This is a genomic window from Cobetia sp. PDI-12MA, from assembly GCF_059507695.1.
Genome location: NZ_CM183351.1, coordinates 3,589,903 through 3,616,529, shown reverse-complemented (window position 1 = coordinate 3,616,529; position 26,627 = coordinate 3,589,903). Strand labels below are relative to the sequence as shown.

The following is a 26,627-nucleotide window of genomic DNA, read 5'->3' as shown; positions in this document are numbered from 1 at the left end:
GACTCGCTTTCCTGGCTGCCCGAGACGACGAACGAAACGCCTTATGAATCCCAATTATCTGGACTTTGAACAGCCGATCGCCGAGCTGCAGGCCAAGATCGAGGAACTCCGTCTGGTCGGTAACGACTCCCAGGTCAACCTGTCTGACGAGATCGCTCGCCTGCAGGAAAAGAGCACCAAGCTCACCGAGTCCATCTTCAAGGACCTCGGCGCCTGGCAGGTATCTCAGCTGGCACGTCACCCGCAGCGCCCGTATACCCTCGATTATCTCGAGAACCTGTTCACGGACTTCGATGAGCTGCACGGCGACCGTCACTACGCGGACGACGAAGCACTGGTCGGCGGTATCGCGCGTCTCGACGACAAGCCGGTGATGGTGATCGGTCACCAGAAAGGTCGCGACGTGAAGGAAAAGGTGCGTCGCAATTTCGGCATGCCGCGTCCGGAAGGTTACCGCAAGGCCTGCCGTCTGATGGAGATGGCCGAGCGTTTCAAGATGCCGATCCTGACCTTCATCGACACTCCGGGTGCCTATCCGGGCATCGGTGCCGAGGAGCGTGGTCAGTCCGAGGCCATCGCCTACAACCTGGCGGTGATGTCTCGCCTGAAGACGCCGATCATCTCCACTGTCATCGGTGAGGGTGGTTCCGGCGGTGCACTGGCGATCGGCGTGTGTGACGAGCTGAACATGCTGCAGTACTCCACCTACTCGGTGATCTCGCCGGAAGGTTGTGCTTCCATCCTGTGGAAGAGTGCCGAACGTGCCGCCGACGCCGCTGATGCGATGGGCATCACTGCCTCGCGCCTCAAGGAGCTGGGCTTCGTCGACAACCTGATCAAGGAGCCGCTGGGTGGCGCGCACCGCAACCCGCAGTCCGCCGCTGACAGCATCAAGGCCGCGCTGGGCGAAGGTCTGGAGCGTCTTGGCGCCATGGATACCGATGCCCTGCTGGAGCGTCGTTACCAGCGCCTGATGAGCTACGGCGCCCCGGTCTGATCCCGGTGCCTCTCGCATGATGCGCGATCGGCTCATGCCCGCGTGACCAGGACGCCTCCGGATTCTTCCGGGGGCGTTCTTGCGTTCAGGGCCGGCGTTTTCTCCTCGACTTCTTTCCTCCGCTTCGCGACAGGAGCCCGACATGTCTCTGTCCCCCTCACTGGATTCGCTGTACCTGTTCGCTCAACCATTGAGCGAGATGGCGGAGTCGCGCGCACTCGTCGCCGTGCGCGAGGCGCTCGAGGCCAGCGATGCCAGGCGCACGGTATGGGTCGCGCTCTCGGGTGGGCTGGATTCGGTGATGCTGGCGCGGCTGGCGGCACGTGCGGTCAAGGACTGCCCGCGTCGACTGCGGCTGGTGCATGTGCATCACGGCCTGCAGGCAGCCAACGATGATTTCGAGCAGCTGGCGCGCAGGCTGGCCTCGCGTCTCGGGCTGCCGCTTAGCGTGCGTCATCTGGCGCTGGCGGAGACAGCACTCAAGTCGCGAGGACTGGAGGCGGCAGCGCGCGAAGGACGGCTGGCGGCGCTGAGCGCCTGTCTGGTGGCGGGGGATAGCCTGTGGCTGGCGCAGCATCAAGATGATCAGGCCGAGACGCTGTTGCTCAACGCACTGCGTGGCAGTGGCGGGCGCGGGCTGGCGGCCATGCCGTCTGAGCGGGCGCTGGCCATGGGTGAGGCATCCCCTGGGCGGGCACGACTGCTACGGCCGCTGCTGGGTATCTCGCGCGATGAAATCCAGACACTGGCGAGCCAGCAGGGCTTGCAGGCCGGGCGAGACTGGTGCGAAGACCCCAGCAATGTCGATCAGCAGTTTGATCGCAACTACCTGCGCCACAGTGTCGTGCCGCTGTTGCAGGCGCGCTGGCCGCAGGCCGTGGCCAGCCTGGCGCGCTCGGCGCAGCAATTGCAGGAAGAGCAGTCCTTGCTTGATGAGCTGGCGGCCGAGCTGTTGACGAAGGTTCAGGTGACGGGCGCTGAGCGCCTGGTTCAGAGACAAGGACAGGGGCAGGGTCTTGATCCGGGACTGAACCAGGGCCTGGATCAAGGGCGGGAGCAAGAGACGCAGTTGTCATTGGCGGAGCTGGCAGGCTTGAGTGAGTCACGCCAACGGCTGGTCCTGCGCCATCTATGCCAGTCGCGTGGCTGGCCGGTGCCACCGCGCGGACGCTTGATGAGCCTGCAGCGATTGATCGCCACGCCGCCCGACTCGGTGGCCGAGGTGCAGTGGGCCAATGCCGAATATGCCGTCAGCGTGCGCGCGTGGCGCGGACAGCTGTGGTGGCAGGTCTCAGATACCGTTATTGAGCAGAGCGTTTGCCACCGACAAGGTGATAACGGCTACGCGAGAAGTGGTCGCCAACCCGGCGAGAGACCTTCCTGCGAGTGGGATTCTGAGGCACGCAAGGCATGGCGGGCGCTGGGAAGGGGCGAGCAGCATGTTGCCTTCACGTCGCGTCAGCCGGGAGATGTACTGCGAGTGGCAGGGCGGGGGCGGCGCGATATCAAGCGCTTGCTGCAGGAAGCCGACATCCCGCCCTGGCAGCGTGAGCAGTTGCGTGTGGCGCGCATGAACGACGGGACAGTCGCGGGGCTGTGGCACCCCTCGCGGGGCTGGTGGCTACTGGCCTCACTCACATCGCAGTGAGGCCAGCGGGCGATCTCGCCGATATCTTGCTTGGGGCTCGCTCAGGCATCGGCCAGTGTCAGCGTCATGCCGGCGGCTTTCTGCAGCTCGCTTTCCTGGCTGAGGTCATCGTTGATCAGGCTGTGATCGCGATATTCCTCGGTCAGATTGAGCGTCAGATCGTCGCCTTCGGCGCTGAGATGCATGCCGAGCACCGGCGCTTCCGAGCGTGAATGGTTGAGCATCACCGCCATGCGCAGCAGGCGTGCCAGGCGCGCCAGACGCGGTTGCTGCGGCTCCGGCAGCGTCGCCAGTTCGTTCCTGGGGAACTTGCGACGGTGGGCACGGACCAGGAAGGCCAGCGCGCGCTGTTCGGGACGCGAGAAGCCGAGCAGGTCGGAATGCTCGAGCAGGTAGGCGCCATGGCGATGGAACTGGCTGTGGGAAATCGCCTGGCCGACTTCGTGGAGTTCGGCGGCCCAGCTCAGCAGTTGGCGTGACGTCGCCCCCAGCGCCCAGTCACCGGCGACCTGATCGAACAGCTGCAGGGCGGTGTCGCGCACATTGCTGGCGTGGCGGGTATCGATGCCATAACGACGCTGCAGCGACTCGATGGCTGACAGGCGTGAATCCTCCGGCGTGTTGCGCCCGATCAGATCGAACAGCACGCCTTCGCGCAGCGCGCCGTCGGAGTAGCGCATCTGCTCCAGCCCCAATGCCTCGAAGACACCGCACAGAATGGCGATGCCCGCCGGGAAGACGGTGGCACGATCGTTCTTCAGGCCGGGCAGGCTGACCTTGTCGAGACGTTTGAATTCCAGCAGCGCCGCGCGCAGCTTGAGTAGCCCTTCGCGTGTGACCACGCCATGCGGGGCCCAGCCGTGCGCTTCCAGCACGTTGGCGGCGGCCTTGATGGTGCCGGAGGAGCCGACCGGGTCATCCCAGCCCATCTCGCGATAGGTGCGCTGGATGCTGGCCAGTTCCGAGCGTGCGGCCAGCTCGGCGCGGCGCATGCGCTTCTCGCTGATCTCGCCATCTTGGAAAAAGGCCTTGGTATAGGCAACGCAGCCCATGTGCAGGCTTTCCAGCAGCTGGGGCTCGAATTGCTCGCCGATGATGAACTCGGTGGAGCCGCCGCCGATATCGACGATCAGACGCTTGCCGTGCACATCGGCCAGTGCATGCGCCGCGCCCAGATAGATCAGGCGGGCTTCTTCGCGCCCGGCGATGATCTCGATGGGATGCCCCAGCAGAGCCTCGGCACGTTCGATCAGTTCTTCACTGTTATGCGCGGCGCGCAGGGCGTTGGTGCCCACGACCCGTAGATGGTCGGCCTCGATGCCGTCGATGAAGGGTGCGAACTGGGCGAGGCAGTTGAGGGCGCGCTCCATGGCTTCCTCGCTGAGCATGCCGTCTTCGTCCAGCCCTGCCGCCAGCTGGACCTTCTCACCCTGCTTGGCCACGACCTGCAATTGCCCCGCCTGGTGGTTGGCCAGCAGCAGGTGGAAGCTGTTGGAACCCAGATCGATGGCGGCCAGCTTCAGCAGCGGGGCCTCGTTGCCGGTGATGCCTTCATCAGTGGCGGTGGGTTGTGGAGGCTGGGAGGGTGCTGATTCACTCAAGGGCGGAGTCCTTTACGGCGGGTCATTCATGGCAGGCATCATGCGCTGCCTCCTTCACGCCAACTCCTGCGACGGCTTCCCTGCGTAGCGACCATGGCGCAATGAAGCTGTCGTGAGCGTGGGCGGCCACCGGACGCGGGCCTGCTGCGGAAAGATGAAGCTGGCTGCAGGGCGCGGCGGCGACTCACGCAAGATTGCGGCGACTGGCCAGAGGTGTCAAACCGGTGGCACCCACGGCGCCACCACCTCGAGGGGCTGGCGGCACATTCAGCGCATGGGGCATGCTATTGTAGCGGCGTGATATGACAGAACGGCGAAGTCGCGGGTCATCATCACGTACTATGAGTCATAAGCCATCACGCAGCACATTCAGCAAGACCGACCGGGTCTGGGAGATAACGTCGCGATGAGCGAACGTGTGGTACCGATTGCAGAAAAGGACTTCGAATCCGTGGTGCTGGAAAGCGAGCATCCGGTGCTGGTGGATTTCTGGGCTTCCTGGTGCGGGCCGTGCAAGAGCGTGGCACCGACGCTGGAATCCCTGGCCGAGGAATACGAAGGGCAGCTCAAGATCGTCAAGGTCGATGTCGATGAAGCCCCTGAACTCGCCGCCCGCTTCGGCGTGCGCGGTGTGCCGACATTGATGCTGTTTCTGGGCGGCAATGTCGAAGCCAGCAAGGTGGGCGCCATGCCGCGCGCGCAGCTGGCAGCCTTTCTGGATGCCAATCTGTGAATCGGGCCTTGCTGCCCTCGGGGGCCTTGGGGCATCAGTGAAAGCGCCGTGTCAGCGGCAGCTATCGCAGTGTTGGCTGGCCGGTGGCGAGCACTTCAGGCAGTACCGGGTGCGCCACCAGGCCGTCGGGGCTTGCGTTCAGGGGCCGGCTTGACTACCATCGAGGCGTTCGCCTGATTACACGCTCTCTGATTGCGTCATGTCGACCGTCCCACGGTCCCCCAGTTGTCAGCCAGCCCTCTGGTAATGCTGCCCGCGACACGCCGGCCAGCCCCCAGGCGATTCATACCGCTAGATTCCATATCGAGAAGACTTTTCTGTCAGGAAGCATGACGCTCCGTGTCCCTTCGACCGGTCCGTCGTCGCTGGACATCCGTAGCTCGACACTCCGTTGCTGAATTCGTTGTTCGGCCGTGGTGAGTGATCTTTCCTGAACTTTTGGCACCTGTCTTCATCCAGCTCAGGCGCTTGCCTCCGGGAATGCTGTCGAGTTCTGTCTGCACCCTTGCAGTGCCGGTCCTTGTCTTCTGCCCGTCTTCTCGATTCCCTTCTTATCTATCAGCCCTGCTGACCTGAGCCACGTTCAAACAAAGCCGATGAATCTTACCCAACTCAAGCAAAATACTGTCCCCGAACTGCTGGAACTTGCCCAGACGATGGGCATCGACAATCTGGCACGTTCGCGCAAGCAGGACATCATCTTCGCCATCCTCAAGAAGCACGCGAAAAGCGGTGAGGACATCTACGGCGACGGCGTTCTGGAAATCCTGCAGGACGGCTTCGGCTTCCTTCGCAGTGCAGACTCTTCCTACCTCGCGGGTCCTGATGACATCTACGTTTCACCTTCCCAGATCCGTCGCTTCAATCTGCGCAAGGGCGACACCATCTCCGGCAAGATTCGTCCGCCGAAGGAAGGGGAGCGTTACTTCGCGCTACTCAAAGTCAACCAGATCAACTTTGACCGCCCTGAGAACGCCAAGCACAAGATCCTGTTCGAGAATCTGACGCCGCTGTTTCCGCAGTCGCGCCTGCTGATGGAAATCGGCAATGGTTCCACCGAAGACATCACCTCGCGCATCCTTGATCTGACCGCACCGATCGGCAAGGGCCAGCGTGGTCTGATCGTCTCGCCGCCCAAGGCGGGCAAGACGATGATGCTGCAGAACATTGCCGCCTCCATCACGCGCAACAACCCCGAATGTCACCTCATCGTGCTGCTGATCGATGAGCGTCCCGAGGAAGTCACCGAGATGTCGCGCACCGTGCGTGGCGAAGTCGTGGCCTCCACCTTCGATGAGCCGCCGGCCCGTCACGTCCAGGTCGCCGAGATGGTGATCGAGAAGGCCAAGCGTCTGGTCGAGCACAAGAAGGATGTCGTGATCCTGCTTGATTCCGTGACCCGTCTGGCGCGTGCCTACAACACCGTGGTGCCGTCTTCCGGCAAGGTGCTGACCGGTGGTGTCGACGCTCACGCGCTCGAGAAGCCGAAGCGCTTCTTCGGTGCCGCGCGTAACATCGAAGAAGGCGGCAGCCTGACCATCCTCGCCACGGCACTGGTCGATACCGGCTCCAAGATGGACGAGGTCATCTTCGAGGAATTCAAGGGCACCGGTAACATGGAAGCTCACCTCGACCGCAAGCTGGCCGAGCGTCGTGTCTTCCCGGCCCTCAACATCCGTCGATCCGGCACGCGTCGTGAAGACCTGATCGCGTCCGAGGATGAAATGCAGCGCATGTGGATCCTGCGCAAGCTGCTCAACCCGATGGAAGATGTGGCGGCCACCGAGTTCCTGATCGATCGCCTGAAAGATACCAAGACCAATCTCGAGTTCTTCGAGGCCATGAAGCGCCGCTGATCGACACTTGGCCGAGCCGGTTGGCTGGCCATGTTCTCGACAGGTGCTTGCCAGGACGCCCACTTCCCGCTCGGGAAGTGGGCGTCCTGCGTTGCTGACCTGCCGAGTGCCGGCTGGCAATGTTATGCTCGGGGCTTGATCAAGCCGAGCGGAAACTCCCATGCAGTATCGAGACTTACGCGATTTCATCGCGGCGCTGGAAGAGAAGGGCGAACTCAAGCGCATTCGTGCCGAGGTGGACCCCTATCTGGAGATGACCGAGATCTGTGATCGCACCCTGAAGGCGGGTGGTCCGGCGTTGCTGTTCGAGAACGTCAAGGGCCACAGCATGCCGGTGCTGGGCAATCTGTTCGGCACGCCGCGGCGCGTGGCGCTGGGCATGGGGCAGGAATCCGTCGAGGCGCTGCGCGAAGTCGGCGAGCTGCTGGCCTTCCTCAAGGAGCCGGAGCCGCCCAAGGGCTTCCGGGATGCCTGGGACAAGTTGCCGATCTTCAAGCAGGTGATGAGCATGGGGCCGAAGAAGGTCAAGCGTGCGCCCTGTCAGGAGATCGTGCTGGAAGGGGAGGATGTCGATCTCGACATGATTCCGATCCAGCACTGCTGGCCCGGGGATGCCGCGCCGCTGGTGACCTGGCCGCTGGTGATCACCCGCGGTCCGCACAAGGAGCGCCAGAACCTCGGCATCTATCGTCAGCAGAAGCTCGGCAAGAATCGCCTCATCATGCGCTGGCTGGCACACCGTGGCGGTGCGCTGGACTTCCGCGAGTGGCAGAAGGCCCATCCGGGCGAACCCTTCCCCGTCGCGGTGGCGCTGGGTGCCGATCCGGCCACCATTCTCGGCGCTGTCACGCCGGTACCGGATTCACTCTCCGAGTATGCCTTTGCCGGTCTGCTGCGCGGCTCGCGCACCGAGCTGGTCAAATGTGGCCTGTCGGATCTCGAGGTCCCGGCCAGCGCCGAGATCATCCTGGAAGGCTACCTGTACCCGGATGACGTGGCACCGGAAGGCCCCTACGGCGATCACACCGGCTATTACAACGAGGTGGAGACCTTCCCGGTCTTCACCATCGAGCGCATCACCCATCGGCGCGACCCGATCTATCACTCCACCTATACCGGGCGTCCGCCGGATGAGCCGGCGATCCTCGGCCTGGCGCTCAATGAAGTCTTCGTGCCGATCCTGCGCAAGCAGTTCCCGGAGATCGTCGACTTCTATCTGCCCCCGGAAGGCTGCTCCTACCGCATGGCGGTGGTGACGATGAAGAAGCAGTACCCCGGCCACGCCAAGCGCGTGATGATGGGGGTCTGGAGCTTCCTGCGTCAGTTCATGTACACCAAGTTCGTGATCGTGCTGGATGATGATGTCGATGCCCGCAAGTGGGAAGATGTCATCTGGGCCATCACCACGCGCATGGACCCGAGCCGTGATACCGTTCTGGTCGACAATACGCCGATCGATTATCTGGACTTCGCCTCGCCAACGGCGGGTCTTGGCTCCAAGATGGGCATGGACGCGACCAACAAGTGGCCCGGCGAGACAGACCGCGAGTGGGGCGAGCCCATCGTGATGAGCGAAGAGATCACATCCCGTGTCGATGAACGCTGGGACAGTCTGGGCATTCTGGACTGATTTTGCGACTGACCATCAACACCCATGCATTTACCCTGTCGTCGCGCAGCGCGCTGGCGGCAGGCATCAGATAACAAGAGGATACGATGACGGCGCGGACCCTGACCTGTCATGTCGAGAGTGTGGAAGATCTGACCCCGGACGTGTTTCGTGTGCGCTTCGCCGCACGTCCCGAGGCCCTGGCGCACGCGCCGGGCCAGTATCTCGAGATGAAGCTCGATGACACCACCTGGGTACCGTTCTCCATCGCCAATGCCGCCAGTGGTGATGGCGTGCTGGAGCTGCATATCCAGCATTGGCCGGAGCGCAGCAATTCCGCGCGCCTGCGCAGCCTGCTGGTCGCGGCCAATCAACTTGAGCTACGCCTGCCCAGCGGCGAATGCGTGCTGGACCTCGACGACCCCAGCCCCATCGTGCTGATCTGTGCCGGCACTGGATTCTCGCAGATGCACGCCATGCTGCAGGCGGCGTTTGCACGTGGCCTGTCCCAGCCCATCGAACTGTGGTGGGCAGCGCGCGAGCGGCGTGATCTGTATCTGGAGAGCGCGGCGCTCAACTGGGCCGCCAGTCAGCCCAATTTCCGCTATTTTCCGGTGCTGGAAGAAGCGCCGGAAGTCGGCGATGCCCATCATCGCGCGCTGGAAGCGGCCGGTGTCGAGGCCGCTTTCAATGGTCATCTGGGACGTATCGACGAGGTGCTGCGCGAGCACGCGGGCAGCATGGCGGGCAAGCGCGTCTATCTGTCCGGCTCGCCGGGCATGGTCTATGCCTGTGTCGATGCGCTGACGCCATTGGGTGTCGAGGCCAGCGCGCTGAGCTCCGATGTGTTCAGCTATGCGCCACGCGAGCCGCTGCTGGACCCGGCGCTGGTCTCTGCCTGAAGTAGCCTGACCTTGCCTGAAGGAGTCGAGTGAATGAGTCAGTCTCCGATACTGATCACGGGTGGCGCTCAGCGCCTGGGGCGTTACTGTGCCGAGCGATTGGTCGATGATGGTCATCCGGTCATCATCAGTTATCGACGCGAGCGGGAAGAGCTCGACGCCCTGCGCGCACTGGGCATTCGCACCGTGCAGGCGGATTTCTCCAGCGAGACAGGCATCCAGGCCTTCATCGCGGCGATTCGTGAGCTGACGCCGACCCTGCGGGCCATCGTGCACAATGCCGGCGATTGGGCACCGGATGGCGACGGCGAGGGGCAGGGCGAGCTGTTCGAGCACCTGTTCCGTGTCCATATGCAGGCGCCGTACCTGATCAATCTGGCGCTGCGCGATCTGCTGGAAGCTGGAATCGAGCCGCAGGCGGACGTCGTCCACATGAGTGATTTCGTGGTCCAGAAGGGCTCGCGCAAGCATGCGGCCTACGCGGCCAGCAAGGCGGGGCTCGAGAACCTGACCTTGTCGTTTGCGTCGATGTTCGCGCCACGCATCCAGGTCAACACCATCGCGCCGGCGCTGATCATGCTGCGCCCTGACGATGATGACGACTATGCCGAGCGTGCGCGAGCCAAGTCGTTGATGCAGCAGGTACCGGGGCCTGGCGTCATCTGGCAGGCACTGCGCTATCTGCTGGATAGTCCCTATGTCACGGGCACGACCCTGCCGGTGGATGGTGGCCGCCACCTGCGCTGATAGCTTCTGTCAGCGGGTCTTTCGGTTATCGCTTTTGACTTCCGAGGCATGACATTCGAGATCTGAGCACAGCACGAAAAAAGCCCCCGCTGAAAAGCGGGGGCTTTTTTTTCGTTGCTGCGACCGTTGTTGCGATCGTTGTCACGACATTCTGCACTGGCGAAGCGCTTACAGGATGTGGCGGCCTTCGACCGGCGTCAGTTGACCCTTCTTGAGGGTCGGGCCCATCTGGTTGCCGGAGGGGGCACCCTGCGGGTTTTCCAGAGTGATCACCAGGTCGCTGTCAGGGAAGGCAGCCAGATACTCCTTGGGCACCTCGACCTTCATGGTGCCGGAATGCGGCAGGATGCCCAGTGACATCGGCTCCTTGCCATCCTTGGCCATCAGCCACAGCTCGCAGACCTTGCCTGGGGCCGGTGCTTCGGGCCTGACGGCCTGCACCATCATCTCGCCCGAGTGGGAGGCGTTGACGATCCAGCCGGGGCTGCTGTCAGAATTGTTGACCACGAACACGTAGTCGCTCTCCATGCCCGCGTTGTGCCCCAGGCTGAAGGTCAGGGTGACTGCCAGTGCCAGGCTGAAGGCCGTGGCGGTCATGCCCTGCCATAGGCCCAGACGACGCCACCAGGGCTGACGGGCAGTGCCGGTCGCCTCGGCGATGCCTTGCCAGACATGGGCCGGTGGCGTGACGGGGGGAAGCTGTTCATTGAACACGTTGAGATGCTCGCGCCAGCGCTCCACATCACGTTGCAGGTCGTGGCTGACGGCCAGCAGTGACTCGAATGCCGCGCGCTCGTCGCGTGTCAATGTGCCGAGCGCATACTCGCCCGCTGCGGCTTCGCGCAGTTCCGGGTCGCTCAGATCAAATGACTCATGCATGTCTTCAACCTCTCGAGTCCACGACGGACCCAGCTCTTGACGGTGCCCAAGGGCTGGTCCAGTTGATTGGCCAGATCCTGGTGGGTAAGACCTTCGAAATAGGCCAGTTCCAGGGCACGGCGTTGATCGTCATTCAGCTCGGCCAGGCACTGATGGAGTTCACCACTGTGCTGGGCCAGGTCGACATCTGCCTCGATATCACTCCGCCCCGGCATGGCGGCGATCAATTCATCGCTGTCATGCTCGCTGGGTCGCTGTCGACGTATCCAGTCGATGGCGATGTTGCGGGTCATGGTGCCGAGCCAAGTCATCGGGCGGGCGCGGCCGGCGTCATATTGACCGGCGGCGGCCCATACCCGGATGTAGACCTGCTGAAGACAATCCTGCGCGGATGCCTCATGTCTCAAGATACGCAGCAACTGAGCGTACAGATGCGCACTGGTTGCTCGATAGAGCCGATCCAGTGCCTTGGCATCCTGCCGGGCGCATCCCGACAGATACTCTATCAGTGCATCATTTCGGGAATCCTGCATGCATGCATTCCAAGCTGTGGGCGCGGTGTCAGGCACCGCTGGACGAATGCGTGTTGCCGATCATGTTGATCGACAACCAAAGATTATACTGATGCCACTTCAGGCTGATAGCCCTTCTTTATGCGTGCGGACAACGGTTTGTTGCCGGTTCACGCTTGCGCAGGACGATCTGGAGTGCAAGGATAGGTCTATCACCTTTTTCATCGTCACCACTGGATATCGGCCCGACCCATGAATCAGACCACCAGCCACCGCTCGTTCACCGTCGCTGCCTGCCCTTCGGGCCTGGTCGTGGCGGCTGCGTGTGCGGACGGCTATTGGTATTGGTTTACACAGGGGCGCGCCTGAGGTCACGGCGCGCCTGTCTCGTACGGGCTGCCACCACCTTGAAGAACCCCCGGTCGCAGCCATGGCCGGGGGTTCTTGCGTTTCGGACCTTGCGAAATCCATGACGAGGCATGTCACCCTAACGTGCCGACAATGATTGCAGCATGAATGACGAGAGGAATGACCATGCGCACCACTATCCTGACTACCCGCTTTTCACTTGCCTCCGCTCGGGTCGTGCATGGTTATTGGCGCTGGCGATTTAGCGGCGTCCTGCCTCTTTCCGCTGTCACCGCGGGGCAGGGCGAGCAATACCGGGGTGACGATTCGCGAAGTCCCTGTCTGTCAGAATGAATATTGCGTGATGAAGCCGAGGCTTCATTACAGGAGAGAAGACCATGAACGCCAGCCTTGAACGCGTGTTGACCGCAAGCCCGCACACTGCCGACGCCACTGTTGATCCCTTGACTGCCGAGAACGCCACCGTGACCCGCTCTGATGCCGCCCAGACTCCGACCACACCCGGACGCATCAGTCGTGAAGCCCTGCCCAGCGCCAGCGAATTGCGCGAGCAGCTGCCGGTGGACGCCGACTTGGCCGGCCAGATTCGCCAGCATCGCGATGAGATCAATGCCATTCTCGCCGGCGACGATGATCGTCTGCTGGTGGTGGTCGGGCCGTGCTCCATCCATGATCTCAAGGCCGCGCGTGAGTACGCCCAGCGCCTGGCGCTGATCGAGCCGCAGGTGCGTGATCGCCTCAAGCTGGTGATGCGTGTCTATGTCGAGAAGCCGCGCACCACGGTGGGCTGGAAGGGGCTGGCCTATGATCCGCATCTGGATGGCAGCGATGACATGGCCACCGGCCTGCGTCAGGCGCGCGAGCTGATGCGCGAGATCAACCAGCTGGGCCTGCCGGTGGCGACGGAGCTGCTGCAGCCGCTGACCGCCGCTTACCTGGAAGACCTGCTCGGCTGGGCAGCCATCGGTGCCCGCACCACTGAGTCGCAGATCCATCGCGAGATGGCCTCCGGCCTCGGCTGTGCCGTGGGGTTCAAGAACGGCACTGACGGAGGCGTCGAGGTCGCCGTGCAGGCCATCGGAGCGGCGGCGCATGGGCATCGCCACTTCGGCATGGATGACAGTGGGCGTCCGGCGCTGATCGAGACCGCGGGCAATCCGCATACCCATGTGGTGCTGCGCGGCGGTCATGGCCAGCCCAACTATGACGCCGCCTCGGTGGCCGCCTGCCGGCGTGAGCTGGAAGGCGCTGGCCTGACGCCGCGCCTGATGGTCGATTGCAGTCACGCCAACTCCCGCAAGGACCACCGCCGCCAGAGTGAGGTGATGCTGGATGTGCTCTCTCAGCGTCTGGCGAGGGATGATGCCTTGATCGGCGTGATGCTCGAGAGTCACCTCAATGAAGGCAAGCAGGCCTTGCCGGCAGCGGAGAAGCTCTCCCAGCTGCGTCATGGCGTGTCCGTCACCGATGCCTGCCTGGGCTGGGAAACTACCGAGCATTTGCTGAACCTGGCCGCCGAGCGCCTGCGCGAGGCCTGATGCAAGGCTCTATACATCAGGTCTCGGACGCCAGGCCCGCGCCTCGTCGGGAGGATGACGACGCGCTTGTCTGATAATTGCTGAATTTGTCGGCTTGTCTCCTGAAGCCCCTGCGCCCAACGGTCGAAAGGCCGTTGGGCGCTGTCGTCTATCGTCGCTGTTGTCCCTTCGTCACGGAATTGTCATCGGGCTCGCGTATCACTCTTGTTGCCTTCGGCATGCACTTGCGGGGCATGCCTGAACAGAACAACCCGAAACCTGACTACGGTGAAGCGACATGAGCAAGGAAATCGAAGACCATCGCCTGCTTAATCCCAGCAGCAACGAGACATTCTCATCTGTCATCGAGCGACACATCTCGCGTCGTCGTGTCTTGCAGGGTGGCCTTGGCATGGCGGCTGCCAGCATGCTCGGTGGTTTCGGTCTTGCGGGGCTGAGCACCACGGCCAACGCCGCCAGCAACGAAGCGGGCAAGAAGACGCCGCTGGCGCTGGCATTCGAGTCCATCAAGGGGTCACGCACGGATGCCGTCGTGGTTCCCAAGGGATATACCGCACAGGTGCTGGCGCCGTGGGGCACACCGCTCAATGCCAAGGCACCCGAGTGGAGCAAGGATTTGGCGATGACGCCGGATATCCAGCTCAACACCGTCGGCATGCATCACGATGGCATGCACAACTTCGCCTTGAGCGACGACACGGCCTCCAGCAACTTCCTGCTGGTCATGAACAACGAATACATCGATCAGGATGCTCTGTGGGCGCCCAAGGGCGGCGCGACCAATGCGGATTCCGGCAAGCGCCCGGTCGATGAAGTGCGCACCGAGATCAACGCCCACGGCGTGACAATCGTCGAGGTCAGGAAGGACAGCAACGGCAAGTGGGAAGTGGTGGGTGATTCGCGCTACAACCGTCGCTACACCAGCGCCAGTGAAATGAAGCTGAGCGGCCCGGTGGCGGGAAGCGATTACGTCAAGACAGCCTTCTCGCCGGATGGCATGCGCACCCGTGGTACCAACAACAACTGCGCCAACGGCTACACCCCGTGGGGCACCTACCTGACCTGCGAAGAGAACTGGCCGGGTTACTTCGTCAAGCGCAGCGATCGTCAGCTCGATGACAACCGTATCGGCATCGAGACCGAGCGTGGCCGCTATGGCTGGGAAACTGCCGCTGGAGATGCCAGTGAAGTCGAAGGCGAATTCGCGCGTTTCGACAACACGCCGACGGCAGACAGCGCCGACAAGGATTACCGTAACGAACCGCGGACCTTCGGTTATATCGTCGAGATCGACCCCTACACCGGCGAGCAGGCCATCAAGCGCACCGCGCTGGGCCGCTTCCGTCACGAGGGCTGCTGGCCGGGCAAGCTGGTCGAGGGGGAGCCGGTGGTCTTCTACTCCGGTCACGATTCGCGCAACGAGTACATCTACAAGTTCGTGTCAGACGCCAAGTGGGACGCCGCTGATGCGCGTGGCGCCGGTGACTTCAAGGACCGCCTGGCGATCGGCGACAAGTACCTGGACAAGGGCACGCTGTATGTCGCCCAGTTCTCCGCCGATGGCACCGGCAAGTGGCTCAAGCTGACGCCGGAGGCCGTGACCAGGGATGGCCGCACCCTGGCCGAGGCTCTGGGGCTGGCGGCCGATGACCTGGCCGGTATCATCATCCATACCGTGGACGCGGCGGATCTGATGGGCGCCACGCCGATGGACCGCCCGGAGTGGGGCGCCGTCGACCCGGCTTCCGGTGAGGTCTACATGACACTGACCAACAATTCCAAGCGCACCGAAGAGGGGACCGCGGCTGCCTTCACCAATGACGGCAAGACCATCGAGGAGCCGGGAGTCGGTTACAGGACGGCGCCGACCAATGCCGCCAATCCGCGCGGTGACAACGAGGCGGGACAGATCATCCGCTGGCGCGAGGCAGGGGATCACACCGCCTTCGATTGGGAGATCTTCGTGTTCGGTGCAGCGGCCAGTGATGCCGACAATCTGTCCGGCCTGACCGAGATGAATGAATTCGCCAGTCCGGATGGCCTCTACTTCGACGAACGTGAGGACGAGCAGGGCATCCTGTGGATCCAGACGGACAACGGCTACGCCGGTGTGGCGGATGCCACCAATGACCAGGTGTTGGCCGTCGTGCCGGCCACGCTTCAGCAGGCTGAAGGGGATGCTGCCGTGATCGGTGCCGATAACCAGGCACACCTCAAGCGCTTCGCGGTTGGCCCGAACGGCTGTGAAGTGACCGGCATCTTCGCGACCCCTGACAGGACGGCGTTGTTCGTCAATATCCAACATCCCGGCAACTGGCCGCAGAGTATGGATGCGACTGCCGAAACTGACGGCAGTGTGCGCCCGCGCGCCGCGACCGTCGTCATCCAGCGGGAAGATGGTGGCAAGATCGGCGTCTGATACCCGTGACTGATCCGATGTGAAAGCGAAGCCCCCGTATCGATGATATGGGGGCTTCTTGCATGCGTCTGATCGTCGGTCCCGCCTTGCACAGCCTTGGGGGGATCAGAAGGAGGAGCAACGACAACGGCCCTCCACGCAAGCGTGAGGGCCGAGAGTTCAGTTGGCCGTGTGTGCTGCTACCTGAGGGGGGGCTGGCGTGAGCAAGTCGTGATCAGGCCTTGGCAGCGTAGGCGAACAGCAGGGTTTCCTGCACGCTGATCGGCTCCGCGTCGCCGGCATCCAGCTGGGTGTAGTGACCATCGCTTTCCAGGCGCCAGCTCTGGCAGTTGTCGACCAGGTAGGTGTCCAGGTCCTTGCGGATACGCTGGGCCAGCTTCTTGTCGAGCAGCGGGAAGCAGGTCTCGACACGATGGAACATGTTGCGTTCCATGTAATCCGCACTGGAGCACCAGGTTTCCGGCTGACCGGCATTGTGGAAGTGGAAGGTGCGCGTGTGCTCGAGGAAGCGACCGATCACCGAGCGTACGCGGATGTTGTCGGAAATCCCCGGCACACCCGGACGCAGACAGCAGACGCCGCGAATGATCAGGTCACACTGCACGCCAGCACGCGAGGCACGGTAGAGGGCGCGAATCAGCTTGGGCTCGGTCAGTGAATTGCATTTGACGATGATGTGGGCTCGCTTGCCTTTCTCGGCGTTGCGCGCTTCACGGTCGATCATCTCCACCATGCGCTCATGTAGCGTGAAGGGGGCGTGCAGCAGCTTCTCGATATCGCGCTGCTTGCCCATGCCGGTCAGCTGCTGGAAGACCTTGTGGACGTCCTCGCACAGTGTCTCGTTGGCGGTCAGCAGGCTGTAATCGGTATAGAGACGCGCCGTCTTGGCATGGTAGTTACCGGTGCCCAGGTGCGCGTAGTGACGCAGCTCGCCGTGTTCACGTCGCACGATATGCAGCATCTTGGCGTGGGTCTTGTAGGCCATCACGCCGTAGATGACGATGGCGCCGGCTTCCTGCAGGCGTGAGGCCAGCTGCAGATTGTCGGCCTCATCGAAGCGCGCCCGCAGCTCGATCACCACGGTGATTTCCTTGCCCTGACGTGCGGCTTCCACCAGCGAGGAGACGATGTTGGAGTCGGCGCCGGTGCGATAGAGGGTCTGCTTTATGGCCAGCACGTTCGGGTCGCGCGCCGCCTCGGCGAGCAGGTTCTCGACCGGGGAAAAGGACTGGAAGGGGTGATGCAGCAGGATGTCCTCGCGACGGATCGCATCGAACAGGCTGTTGTCGCCCTTGAGCGCCTTGGGGATGCCCGGGGTGAACGGGGCATAGAGCAGGTCCTCGCGGCCCACGTCGCCGATGACTTCCATCAGGCGGTTGAGGTTGACCGGGCCCTTGACCTGATAGAGGTCACGCGTCTCCAGATCGAACTGCTTGAGCAGGAAGGTATAGAGCGCTTCCGGGCAGTTGTCGGCCACCTCGAGACGCACCCCATCGCCGTAGCGGCGCGCCAGCAGCTCGCCACGCAGCGCGGAGGCCAGGTCGGAGACATCCTCGGCATCCACCGAGAGATCGGCGTTGCGAGTCAGGCGAAACTGATAGCAGCCCTTGATCTTCATGCCCGGGAATAGCTCCTGGGCATGAGCGTGGATCATCGAGGACAGGAAGACGTATTCGGTGTAACCCGGTTCGACGAGGCCATCCGGGATGCGGATCAGGCGCGGCAGCGAGCGCGGGGCCGGCAGGATGGCCAGGCCACCTTCACGACCGAAGGCATCCTTGCCTTCCAGTTCGACGATGAAGTTGAGGCTCTTGTTGACCAGGCGCGGGAACGGGTGCGACGGGTCGAGACCGATCGGGCTGATGACCGGCTGGATCTCTTCCTCGAAGTAATCGCGTACCCAGGCCTTCTGCGCGTCGTTCCATTGATTGCGGCGACGGAAGCGGATGTGCTGCTCTTCCAGCGCGGGGATCAGGTCCTCGTTGAGCATGCGGTACTGGCGTTCGACCTGCTCATGCGTGATGCGGGACACCTCATCGAGCACCTTGCTCGGCAGCATCCCGTCACAGCCGGGGTCGGTACGATCGAAGGCGATCTGATGCTTGAGGCCCGCCACGCGAATCTCGAAGAACTCGTCCATGTTGGACGTGAAGATCAGCAGGAACATCAAGCGGTTGAGCAGCGGATGCGAGGTATCCTTGGCCTGTTCGAGTACGCGGATGTTGAACTGCAGGTTGGACAGCTCGCGATTGAAGTACAGCGCCGGATCGGCGAGGTCGGCCTCGGGGGAGGGAGTGGCCTTGGCATGGATACCGGTACGCGTCCGGTTGACGCGCAGGGGCAGTGGTTCCTGAGCCGGCGGCTCATCCGCCACCAGCTCGATCTCGCCTTCCCGTGGAATGGATGCTGCCTTGGGGGCAGCATCCCTGTCGCGGCTGTCAGCGACTCCCGGCAGGGTCGCCGTGGTGTTGTCGGTATCTTGCTTGGGCGTCTGTTCCATCATCAACTCCATGATCCCGGTCAGCCGCTTCCGCAATGGCCGGGGTTGTCAAAGGCGGTTTTTCTCCGCCAGCAGTTCCGCGGCCCGGCGGGCAAAATAGGTGAGAATGCCGTCGGCACCCGCACGCTTGAAGCACATCAGTGATTCGAGAATGACCTTGTCGGCGTCCAGCCAGCCGTTCTGGAAGGCGGCCATGTGCATGGCGTACTCGCCGCTGACCTGGTAGGCGAAGGTCGGCACTTCCAGTTCGCGCTTCACACGCGTTACCACATCAAGATAGGGCATGCCCGGCTTGACCATCACCATGTCAGCGCCCTCGGCGATGTCCATCGCCACCTCATGCAGGGCCTCGTCGCTGTTGGCCGGGTCCATCTGGTAGGTCTGCTTGTCGGCCTTGCCCAGATTGCCGCTCGAACCGACTGCGTCACGGAACGGGCCGTAGTAGTTGGAGGCGTACTTGGCCGAGTAGGCCATGATGCGCGTGTTGATCAGACCTTCCTGTTCCAGCATGGCGCGGATGGAGCCGATGCGGCCGTCCATCATGTCGGAGGGCGCGATGACATCGGCACCGGCTTCCGCGTGTGACAGCGCCTGCTTGATCAAGGTCTCGACGGTGCGGTCGTTGAGCACGTAGCCGTCTTCGTCGAGGATACCGTCCTGACCGTGAACGGTGTAGGGATCGAGCGCGACATCCGTGATGACGCCCAGCTCCGGCAATGCTTCCTTCAAGGCGCGCACGCAACGCTGCACCAGGCCGTTGGCGTTGTAGGATTCTTCGGCATACAGCGTCTTGGCCTCGGCATCGACCACCGGGAAGAGTGCGATGGCCGGCACGCCCAGCGCGTGGACGGCGCGGCATTCTTCGACCATGAGGTCGATGGACAGGCGCTCGACGCCCGGCATGCTGGGCACGGTTTCACGACGCTGGGAGCCTTCGAGAACGAAGACCGGCAGGATCAGATCATCAGCCGTCAGCTGATTTTCACGCATCAGCCGGCGAGAGAAGTCGTCCTTGCGCATACGGCGCATACGAGTCGCAGGAAACTGGCGCGGGGTATGTTGGCTCAAGAAATGCTCTCCGGATCAGAGGCTCCGGTTCCGTGAGGGACGCTGGAAGTCTAAGTCTATCATGTTTCAATGATATGACAGATCAGGCAGCACCCCCAGCACCGAAGGCGATGGGGTTGGCCGGGCAAGTAGCGGCACGGATCATTCGAGTATATCAGTGCAGACACGCCACGGCAGGGCATGGCATGGGACAGGGTGTCGCGTCCCGTGCATGGCCATCTTGCCCGCTCGCCCCCAGCCACGCCCTTGAGGTGTGGCTATGTCGCCCATAGTCTTGGGGCATCGGAGTGACGACTTCCCACCCTGTGCGGGCTGCAGGGACGGCATGCTCTTGCCCGCAGGCTCCCTCTCATATGAGGCTTGCCTGATGCTGATTCCTGTACGACTCTGTCACTTCTGACCTGCCGGCAGTCGCCGGGCAGTTCACCGTCAATGGAGTAACACATGACCAAGCAGGTAGCCCTGATCCTTTCCGGTTGCGGTGTCTTCGATGGCTCCGAGATCTATGAAACTACCCTGACGCTGCTGCGTCTCGATCAGCTGGGCATAGCCTATGAGTGCTTTGCACCGGATGTCGCGCAGCATCACGTGATCAATCATGGCACTGGCGACGAGATGAAGGAGGCCCGCAACGTGCTGGTCGAGTCCGCACGTCTGGCACGTGGCAAGGTGCGCCCGCTGGAAGAGTTGTCTGCGGACGACTTCGATGCGCTGATCCTGCCCGGTGGCTTCGGCGCCGCCAAGAATCTGTGTGACTTTGCCGTCAAGGGAGAGGACCTCGAACTCGTCGCTGGCCTGCAGGAGGCCGTGCAGCCCTTCCATGCGGCCGGCAAGCCGATCGGCGTGATGTGCATCGCGCCGGTGATGGTGCCCAAGCTGCTGGGTGAGGGCATCTCGGTCACCATCGGCAACGATGCCAGTATCTCAGGGGCGATCAGTGCCCAGGGTGGCCTGCACAAGAGCTGCGAGGTGACGGGCATCGTCGTCGATGCCGCCAACCGTGTTGTCACCACCCCGGCCTATTTGCTGGCGGAGCGTATCAGCGAAGCGGCCCAGGGCATTTTCAAGCTGGTCGAGCGCATCGATAGCTGGATCGAGGACGACAAGGCGCGTGCCGCCGACTAGGACTGATTTCGACACGCCGGTGCATGTGTCGTGATAGCGCGCGCCTGCTGCGAGCAAGACCCTTGAATACACAAGGCCTTCAGAAACAGAAAGCCCCGCCGGAGACTCGGCGGGGCTTTCTGTTTTGGTGCTCTATTCTGGTGCCCAGTTCCAGAACCCGCATTATTGGAAACACGATTGCAGGCAGCTGCGTTCAGGGCGTTTCCTGCGATGCCTCATCGTCCGAGGCCGCACGACGGCGCTTGAAGAGGCGCGAGGCCAGAATGCCGACCTCGAACAGCAGCCACATCGGAATCGCCAGCAGGGACTGCGAGATCACATCCGGCGGTGTCAGCAGCATGCCCACCACGAAGCAGGCGATCACGATATAGGGGCGCTTCTTGCTCAGCGCCTCCACCGTGGTCGCGCCGGTCCAGATCAGCAGGAAGGTGGCGATGGGAATCTCGAAGGCGACCCCGAAGGCGAAGAACAGCTTGAGGACAAAATTCAGGTACTGATTGATGTCCGTCATGATCGCCACGTTCTCGGGGCCCGTGGTGGTGAAGAACTGGAACAGCAGCGGGAAGACGACATAGTAGGCGAAGGCCGCACCGGCATAGAACAGCAGGATGCTGGAAGCCAGCAGCGGCAGCGCCAACGCCTTCTCGTTTTCATAGAGGCCCGGCGCGATGAACGCCCAGGCCTGATAGAGCACGGCGGGAATCGCCAGGAACAGCGCCACCACCAATGTCAGCTTGAAGGGCGCCAGGAAGGGCGAGGCCACTTCGGTGGCGATCATCTGCGACCCCGGTGGCAGCAAGGCCATCAGCGGTTCGGCGACATACAGGTAGATCTGGTTGGAGAAGCCGTACAACGCGGCGAAGACCACCAGCACCACCAGGGTGGCGCGCAGCAAGCGCGAGCGTAGCTCGATCAGGTGTTCGATGAGCGGCGCGTGAGCAGCGCCGCCCTGACCACCTGATGGTGAGGCATGTGGATCACTCATCAGGAACGTGGCTCTCGTGATTCACGGGTGTCGGAAGCAGTGCTCGGCTCAGTGGCCGGCGCACCATTCTCGGCAGGGCGGGGGCTGGGTTCAGCGCCGGAAGCACCTGCATCGCGGGGCGAGCTGGACTCGGTGATGCCGAGCTCGACATCGCGTGCCTCGTTGCGCGCATGAGCGAGCGTCTCATCGAGCTGCTTCTTCTGCTCGTTGAGCGTCTGACGCAGTTCCTCGGCTTCCAGCTGGGCACTGATTTCCTGCTGAATGTCCGAGACACTGCGCTTGATGCGTCCCAGCCACAGACCCGCAGTGCGGGCGGCCCGGGGCAGACGCTCCGGGCCGAGCACGATCAGCGCCAGCAGCGCGATCAATGCCAGTTCAAAAAAGCCGATATCGAACATGCGGGTTACGAGCGCTTGTCAGCGGTATCGCGGCTCTCGGCCTCGACATCGATGGTGTCGCCACGCTTTTCCTCATGCGCGACCTTCTGCTGGGCAGTCGGCTCGTCGCTCTTCTTCTCTTCTTCCTTCATCGCGCCCTTGAAGCCCTTCACGGCACCGCCGAGATCAGAGCCGACGTTGCGCAGCTTCTTGGTTCCGAAGATCAGGATGATGATGCCGAGCACGATGAGAAGCTGCCAGATACTGATGCCACCTAACATGGGGAATTCTCCATTTGGGCCGCTGACACCGGGTCATTGGGCCTTGAGACTTGCAGGGTGCTGGCACCTCTGCCGGAAAGCCGGCTTGCGCCGGAAGAATACGGGTCCTTCACTGGCCGCGAGCGGCCTTTTCATCATGGCCGGAAACACCGAAGCGGCGCGCCAGCTCATCCAGCACTTCCTGATGATCCAGCCCCAGATGTGACAGCATGACCAATGAATGGAACCACAGGTCAGCGGTCTCACCGATCACGGCACGCTGCGAGTCCACGTCGTCGTGAGCGAAATCCTTGGCGGCCAGTACGGTTTCGGTCGCCTCTTCGCCAATCTTCTCCAGTACCTTGTTGAGGCCCTTGTGGTGCAGGCTCGCGACATAGGAGGAGGTCGGGTCAGCGTCGCGCCGTTCTGCCAGTACCCCTGACAGACGGTTGAGAATATCACTCATGAATCATCATTCCTGAAAGCTTGGGTCTTGCGTTAAATCATCGAGTTCTGCGCTGACGGCACGCCTTGCACGGCAAACGGCACGGCGTGGGCAGGCGACTAAGGATGCAAGTGTTATGTGTCATTCATATTGCACTGCGTCCCATGGGGCGGCAAGTTTCGTTGCGCGCCGGGCCAGACCGGCCATCATGACTGCCTGCGGGCTAGCGCCACAGCAATAACACGATTCCCAGTCCCGCGCCCACCAGTACTGCCACGGGCTGGGTCTCCGCCCAGGCCATCAGGGGCTGCCAGCCGAAGGCACCGGCCACCAGCAGCAGGCCCGCACGCAGTCGCCAGCTGGTGCTCGAAGCGTGGTTGACCCGGTCGCGCAGCGTGGTGATGGCCTCTGTCTGACGCTGACGGGCGCGATGCTCGTCCTCGATGCGTTCCATGGCCTGGAAGGCCATCGCCGGCAGCTGTGGCAGCTGATGCGACAGCTCCGGTGCCTGCTTGACCATCTCGGCCCAGAACGCCTTGGGGCCGGCGCGCTCTTTCATCCAGCGTTCCAGGTAGGGGCGGGCGGTGGCCCACAGGTCGAGGTCCGGATACAGCTGGCGGCCGAGGCCCTCGATGTTGAGCAGGGTCTTCTGCAACAACACCAGCTGTGGCTGGACTTCCATGTTGAAGCGGCGCGCGGTCTGGAACAGCCCCAGCAGGACCTGGCCGAAGCTGATGTCCTTGAGCGGCTTCTCGAGAATCGGCTCGCAGACGGCGCGGATGGCGGCGGCGAATTCGTTGGCGCGCGTGCCTTCGCCGACCCAGCCGGACTCGATGTGCAGCGCCGCGACCTCGTAGTAATCCTGGCGGAAGAAGGCCAGCAGGTTGCGGGCCAGATAGTCCTGGTCCTCGCGGGTCAGGCTGCCGACGATGCCGCAGTCGATGGCGATGAACTGCGGGTCGTGCGGGTTCTCGCGCGAGACGAAGATGTTGCCGGGGTGCATGTCGGCGTGGAAGAAGTTGTCGCGGAATACCTGGGTGAAGAAGATCTCCACGCCGCGCTCGGCCAGCTTCCTGAGGTCGGTGCCCTGCGCGGTCAGCTCCTCGATATCGGCGACCGGGATGCCGCGGATACGTTCCTGCACCATCACGCGGCGGCGCGTCAGTGGCCAGTGGATGGCCGGGACGTAGAGCAACGGCGAGTCGAGGAAGTTGCGCTTGAGCTGGGAGGTGTTGGCGGCCTCCTTGTGCATGTCGAGCTCGTCGAACAGCGTCGCTTCGTAGTCGGCGACGACTTCGACCGGGCGCAGGCGACGGGCTTCCGGCGAGACCTTCATCAACAGTCGCGCGAACAGGTAGAGCAGGCCGATATCCTTGCGCATCACTTCCTCGATGCGCGGCCGGATGACCTTGACCACCACATCCGAGCCATCGTGCAGGCGTGCGGCATGTACCTGAGCGATGGAGGCCGACGCCAGGGGCTGGGCCTCGAATTCGGCGAAGGCTTCGTCGACCGACATCTCGAGTTCCTGCTCGACCAGCTCCCGTGCGACCTGGTTCTCGAACGGCGGCACCTGATCCTGCAGGCGCTTGAGTTCGTCGGCGATGTCCGGCGGCAGCAGGTCGCGGCGTGTCGAGAGCATCTGGCCGAACTTGATGAAGATCGGGCCGAGGGCCTCGAGCGCCAGGCGCAGACGCTCGCCACGCGTGCGTCTGCCGATGGGGAACAGACGCAGCGGAGACAGCTTGAGCAGCGGGCGCAGCAGGGCCGGTACGCGCCCCGGTGGCACCAGGTCGTCGAGGCGGTAGCGGGCGATGACCCACAGGATGCTCAGCAGGCGATAGAGTCTCACGACGGCTGGCACTCCCGCTCGGCAGGTTGATGAGAGGTGGCGGCCTCGAGATGACGGCGCAGCCGCGCCAGACGCGCTTCGGTGCGATCCAGACACTGGGTCAGCTCGGTCAGCTCGTCGCGTGCGACCCGCATCTGCGCCTGGCCGGGCAGCCAGCGCGCTTCCTCGGTGAGGTACTCGCGCAGGTCCAGCTCCAGCTCGCGGCGGCTGATCAGGCCGAAGCGCCCGAGGCTGCGCAGGCCGTTGGCCAGGCTATGGCCGGGGGCTTCGCCGAACCACTCACTGAGCGCGCCTTCCCAGTCCAGGTCGAGGTCCATCACCAGGTCACGGGCGCTTTCCAGCAGATGGATGCGGCCACGCACGGCGAGGCGGCCCTCGAACATCAGACGCTCGATGGATTCACCGGACAGCAGGGCGGCGGCGGTCTCCATGTCGAGCTCCACCACCACATCGCCATCGCTCTCGTTGGCCTGGGGCAGGCGCAACAGGTGCAGGCCCTGCAGGTCGAAATGCACCAGCAGGTCAAAGGCGGGGCGTTCGACACGCACCAGCAGGCGTCGGCCTGCCAGTGCATTCAGGCGCGACGTCGAGGCCGGGTCGCGAGCAAGCAGCTGATTCAGCGTCCGCTCAGCGGTCGCCAACAGCAGGGGGGTCAGCAATGCCATGACAGCCTCAGAGCTTGATACCGCGGTGCAACGCGACGATGCCGCCCGTCAGGTTGGTGTACTCGACGCGCTCGAGACCGGCCTCTTCCATCATGCCGGCCAGCGTCTTCTGGTCGGGGTGCATGCGGATGGACTCGGCCAGGTAGCGGTAGGAGTCGGCATCGCCGGCGACCATCTCGCCCATCTTAGGCAGCAGCCGGAAGCTGTACTGGTCATAGGCGGTAGAGAGCAGCGGATTGACCGGCTTGGAGAATTCCAGCACCAGCAGACGTCCGCCCGGCTTGAGGATGCGTTGCATGGAGCGCAGGGCCTTGGCCTGGTCGGTGACGTTGCGCAGCCCGAAGGCGATGGTGATGATGTCGAAGGTGTTGTCCGGGAAGGGCAGGGCTTCGGCGTTGGCCTGCACGTATTCGACGTTGCCGCCGACGCCACGGTCGAGCAGCTTGTCGCGGCCGACGTTGAGCATCGAGGCATTGATGTCGGCGAGCACCACGCGGCCTTTCGGGCCGACCAGACGCGAGAACTTCAGCGTCAGGTCACCGGTGCCGCCGGCGATGTCCAGCACCGACTGGCCGGGGCGGGCGCCGGCACGCTCCAGGGTGATGCGCTTCCACAGACGGTGGATGCCGAACGACATCAGGTCATTCATCACGTCGTACTTGGCGGCGACACTGTGGAAGACATCCGCGACGCGGCCTGCCTTCTCGTCCACGGCAACTTCCTGATAACCGAAGTGAGTCGTACGCTTGTCCATGACTTCCCCTGTTGTGACGCCGCCGTGGCGACGTCAGCACAATATGGTGAGCTTTCGCAGTGGCTCGATTGTAACCGCTGGCCAGCGGGCTGTCTTTTGGCAAGACGTCGACTCGGACATCTTGCCGCGCCCAGTGGCAACAGTGGCTTACAGCTGGTTGAGCGGAATGCCCAGTGGCTCGCGCGAGGCGCCGGCCTCTTCCAGCTGGCGCAGGTAGTAGGCCCACATGGCGTCGCGGCGATTGGCCAGTTCCCACAGGTATTCCCAGGTATACAGGCCGCTGTCATGGCCATCATCGAAGTGCAGCTTCAGCGCGTAGCGGCCGCTCTGGGTGATGTTGGTCAGCCCGACGTAGCGCATGCCGACCTGCAGGGTTTCCTGGCCGACGCCGTGGCCACGCACTTCCGCCGACGGCGACATCACGCGCAGGAATTCGGTGCTCAGGCGGAAGCTCTGGCCATCGGCGTAGCCCAGTTCCAGTTCGCGCTCTGACTTGTGGTAGTGCACGCGCGTCGGTACCGGGGCCTCTTCGCCATCACGGGCATGGCGCTCGTTGAGGCGGTAGTCGCGCTGCTGGCCGCTGCTATCAGCGTCGTGGGACGCGGCGGCGTCCCTGGGGGTGTCGTGGCTCATCGGGGGATCCTCGGGCTTGCATGCCGCGCGGTGGCGCAGGGCGGCATGGCGAAGGCAGATAGGCGTCGAGCGCGGCGCTTGGCCGGTCGATGTGTCTTGTGCGCATGATGCACTGACGCCCGATCCGGGCCAAGCCGGATCGGGCGTCAGAAG

At 63.2% G+C, this 26,627-nt stretch carries 23 protein-coding genes; 10 read left to right on the top strand and 13 right to left on the bottom strand.

Annotated features, from left to right (window positions below; translation table 11 throughout):
• Positions 1 to 43: 43 nt before the first annotated feature.
• Entirely contained in the window at positions 44 to 997 is a 954-nt protein-coding gene (gene accA / locus AC5WNI_RS15255) for an acetyl-CoA carboxylase carboxyl transferase subunit alpha (protein WP_175089663.1), read from the top strand.
• Between the two features lie 142 nt (positions 998 to 1,139).
• The gene (gene tilS / locus AC5WNI_RS15250; RefSeq protein WP_175089662.1) at positions 1,140 to 2,645 is read left to right on the top strand and encodes a tRNA lysidine(34) synthetase TilS; all 1,506 of its coding nucleotides are present in this window, start codon (positions 1,140 to 1,142) and stop codon (positions 2,643 to 2,645) included.
• A gap of 41 nt (positions 2,646 to 2,686) precedes the next feature.
• Here tilS and ppx read toward each other — a convergent pair whose 3' ends face one another.
• Complete coding sequence (ppx, locus tag AC5WNI_RS15245; protein WP_175089723.1) at positions 2,687 to 4,192, bottom strand: exopolyphosphatase; 1,506 nt, start codon at positions 4,190 to 4,192, stop codon at positions 2,687 to 2,689.
• Between the two features lie 460 nt (positions 4,193 to 4,652).
• On the opposite strand from ppx, the gene trxA reads away from it, so the two are divergent.
• From trxA to folM, 5 genes are all read left to right on the top strand, one after another.
• Positions 4,653 to 4,979 (top strand): thioredoxin, encoded by a 327-nt coding sequence (gene trxA / locus AC5WNI_RS15240; RefSeq protein ID WP_175089661.1) that lies wholly within the window; start codon positions 4,653 to 4,655, stop codon positions 4,977 to 4,979.
• 596 nt (positions 4,980 to 5,575) lie between these two features.
• Entirely contained in the window at positions 5,576 to 6,835 is a 1,260-nt protein-coding gene (gene rho, locus AC5WNI_RS15235; RefSeq protein WP_043332997.1) for a transcription termination factor Rho, read from the top strand.
• A gap of 160 nt (positions 6,836 to 6,995) precedes the next feature.
• Positions 6,996 to 8,465, top strand: coding sequence for a 4-hydroxy-3-polyprenylbenzoate decarboxylase (ubiD, locus tag AC5WNI_RS15230; protein WP_175089660.1), 1,470 nt, complete (start codon positions 6,996 to 6,998; stop codon positions 8,463 to 8,465).
• Positions 8,466 to 8,551: 86 nt separating this feature from the next.
• A complete protein-coding gene (locus tag AC5WNI_RS15225) occupies positions 8,552 to 9,346 on the top strand; it encodes an FAD-binding oxidoreductase (RefSeq protein WP_175089659.1) in 795 nt (264 codons plus the stop codon).
• Between the two features lie 33 nt (positions 9,347 to 9,379).
• Positions 9,380 to 10,093, top strand: a complete 714-nt coding sequence (gene folM / locus AC5WNI_RS15220; RefSeq protein WP_175089658.1) for a dihydromonapterin reductase — start codon at positions 9,380 to 9,382, stop codon at positions 10,091 to 10,093.
• A gap of 168 nt (positions 10,094 to 10,261) precedes the next feature.
• Here the strand turns inward: folM and AC5WNI_RS15215 are convergent, their stop codons facing one another.
• A complete protein-coding gene (locus AC5WNI_RS15215; RefSeq protein ID WP_175089657.1) occupies positions 10,262 to 10,972 on the bottom strand; it encodes an anti-sigma factor in 711 nt (236 codons plus the stop codon).
• Entirely contained in the window at positions 10,951 to 11,505 is a 555-nt protein-coding gene (locus AC5WNI_RS15210; RefSeq protein WP_084207827.1) for a sigma-70 family RNA polymerase sigma factor, read from the bottom strand. The genes AC5WNI_RS15215 and AC5WNI_RS15210 overlap by 22 nt, the downstream gene beginning before the upstream one ends.
• A 725-nt stretch (positions 11,506 to 12,230) precedes the next feature.
• Between AC5WNI_RS15210 and AC5WNI_RS15205 the strand changes: the two genes are divergently transcribed.
• Positions 12,231 to 13,391: a 3-deoxy-7-phosphoheptulonate synthase gene (locus AC5WNI_RS15205; protein WP_495928555.1), complete on the top strand. Its 1,161-nt coding sequence runs from the start codon at positions 12,231 to 12,233 to the stop codon at positions 13,389 to 13,391.
• 277 nt (positions 13,392 to 13,668) lie between these two features.
• Positions 13,669 to 15,810 (top strand): PhoX family protein, encoded by a 2,142-nt coding sequence (locus AC5WNI_RS15200; RefSeq protein WP_175089655.1) that lies wholly within the window; start codon positions 13,669 to 13,671, stop codon positions 15,808 to 15,810.
• A gap of 214 nt (positions 15,811 to 16,024) precedes the next feature.
• Here the strand turns inward: AC5WNI_RS15200 and ppk1 are convergent, their stop codons facing one another.
• A complete protein-coding gene (gene ppk1, locus AC5WNI_RS15195) occupies positions 16,025 to 18,310 on the bottom strand; it encodes a polyphosphate kinase 1 (RefSeq protein WP_175089654.1) in 2,286 nt (761 codons plus the stop codon).
• A 48-nt stretch (positions 18,311 to 18,358) separates the two neighbouring features.
• Positions 18,359 to 19,378 (bottom strand): porphobilinogen synthase, encoded by a 1,020-nt coding sequence (gene hemB / locus AC5WNI_RS15190; protein WP_175089653.1) that lies wholly within the window; start codon positions 19,376 to 19,378, stop codon positions 18,359 to 18,361.
• A 444-nt stretch (positions 19,379 to 19,822) separates the two neighbouring features.
• On the opposite strand from hemB, the gene elbB reads away from it, so the two are divergent.
• Positions 19,823 to 20,503, top strand: coding sequence for an isoprenoid biosynthesis glyoxalase ElbB (gene elbB, locus AC5WNI_RS15185; protein WP_175089652.1), 681 nt, complete (start codon positions 19,823 to 19,825; stop codon positions 20,501 to 20,503).
• Positions 20,504 to 20,696: 193 nt separating this feature from the next.
• Here the strand turns inward: elbB and tatC are convergent, their stop codons facing one another.
• From tatC to AC5WNI_RS15145, 8 genes are all read right to left on the bottom strand, one after another.
• On the bottom strand, positions 20,697 to 21,488 hold the full coding sequence (gene tatC, locus AC5WNI_RS15180) for a twin-arginine translocase subunit TatC (RefSeq protein WP_175089651.1): 792 nt from the start codon (positions 21,486 to 21,488) through the stop codon (positions 20,697 to 20,699).
• Positions 21,488 to 21,886 carry a Sec-independent protein translocase protein TatB gene (gene tatB, locus AC5WNI_RS15175; protein WP_175089650.1) on the bottom strand — a complete coding sequence of 133 codons (399 nt, stop codon included), beginning with the start codon at positions 21,884 to 21,886 and terminating at the stop codon, positions 21,488 to 21,490. The genes tatC and tatB overlap by 1 nt, the downstream gene beginning before the upstream one ends.
• 5 nt (positions 21,887 to 21,891) lie before the next feature.
• Complete coding sequence (tatA, locus tag AC5WNI_RS15170; protein ID WP_043332981.1) at positions 21,892 to 22,146, bottom strand: Sec-independent protein translocase subunit TatA; 255 nt, start codon at positions 22,144 to 22,146, stop codon at positions 21,892 to 21,894.
• 109 nt (positions 22,147 to 22,255) lie between these two features.
• Positions 22,256 to 22,591, bottom strand: coding sequence for a phosphoribosyl-ATP diphosphatase (locus AC5WNI_RS15165; RefSeq protein WP_175089649.1), 336 nt, complete (start codon positions 22,589 to 22,591; stop codon positions 22,256 to 22,258).
• Positions 22,592 to 22,793: 202 nt separating this feature from the next.
• Positions 22,794 to 24,422: a ubiquinone biosynthesis regulatory protein kinase UbiB gene (gene ubiB, locus AC5WNI_RS15160; RefSeq protein WP_175089648.1), complete on the bottom strand. Its 1,629-nt coding sequence runs from the start codon at positions 24,420 to 24,422 to the stop codon at positions 22,794 to 22,796.
• A complete protein-coding gene (locus AC5WNI_RS15155; RefSeq protein ID WP_175089647.1) occupies positions 24,419 to 25,087 on the bottom strand; it encodes a ubiquinone biosynthesis accessory factor UbiJ in 669 nt (222 codons plus the stop codon). Before AC5WNI_RS15155 ends, ubiB begins: the two co-directional genes overlap by 4 nt.
• Before the next feature lie 7 nt (positions 25,088 to 25,094).
• Positions 25,095 to 25,841 carry a bifunctional demethylmenaquinone methyltransferase/2-methoxy-6-polyprenyl-1,4-benzoquinol methylase UbiE gene (ubiE, locus tag AC5WNI_RS15150; RefSeq protein ID WP_043332974.1) on the bottom strand — a complete coding sequence of 249 codons (747 nt, stop codon included), beginning with the start codon at positions 25,839 to 25,841 and terminating at the stop codon, positions 25,095 to 25,097.
• Positions 25,842 to 25,988: 147 nt separating this feature from the next.
• The gene (locus tag AC5WNI_RS15145) at positions 25,989 to 26,348 is read right to left on the bottom strand and encodes a gamma-butyrobetaine hydroxylase family protein (protein WP_043333080.1); all 360 of its coding nucleotides are present in this window, start codon (positions 26,346 to 26,348) and stop codon (positions 25,989 to 25,991) included.
• Positions 26,349 to 26,627: the final 279 nt, after the last annotated feature.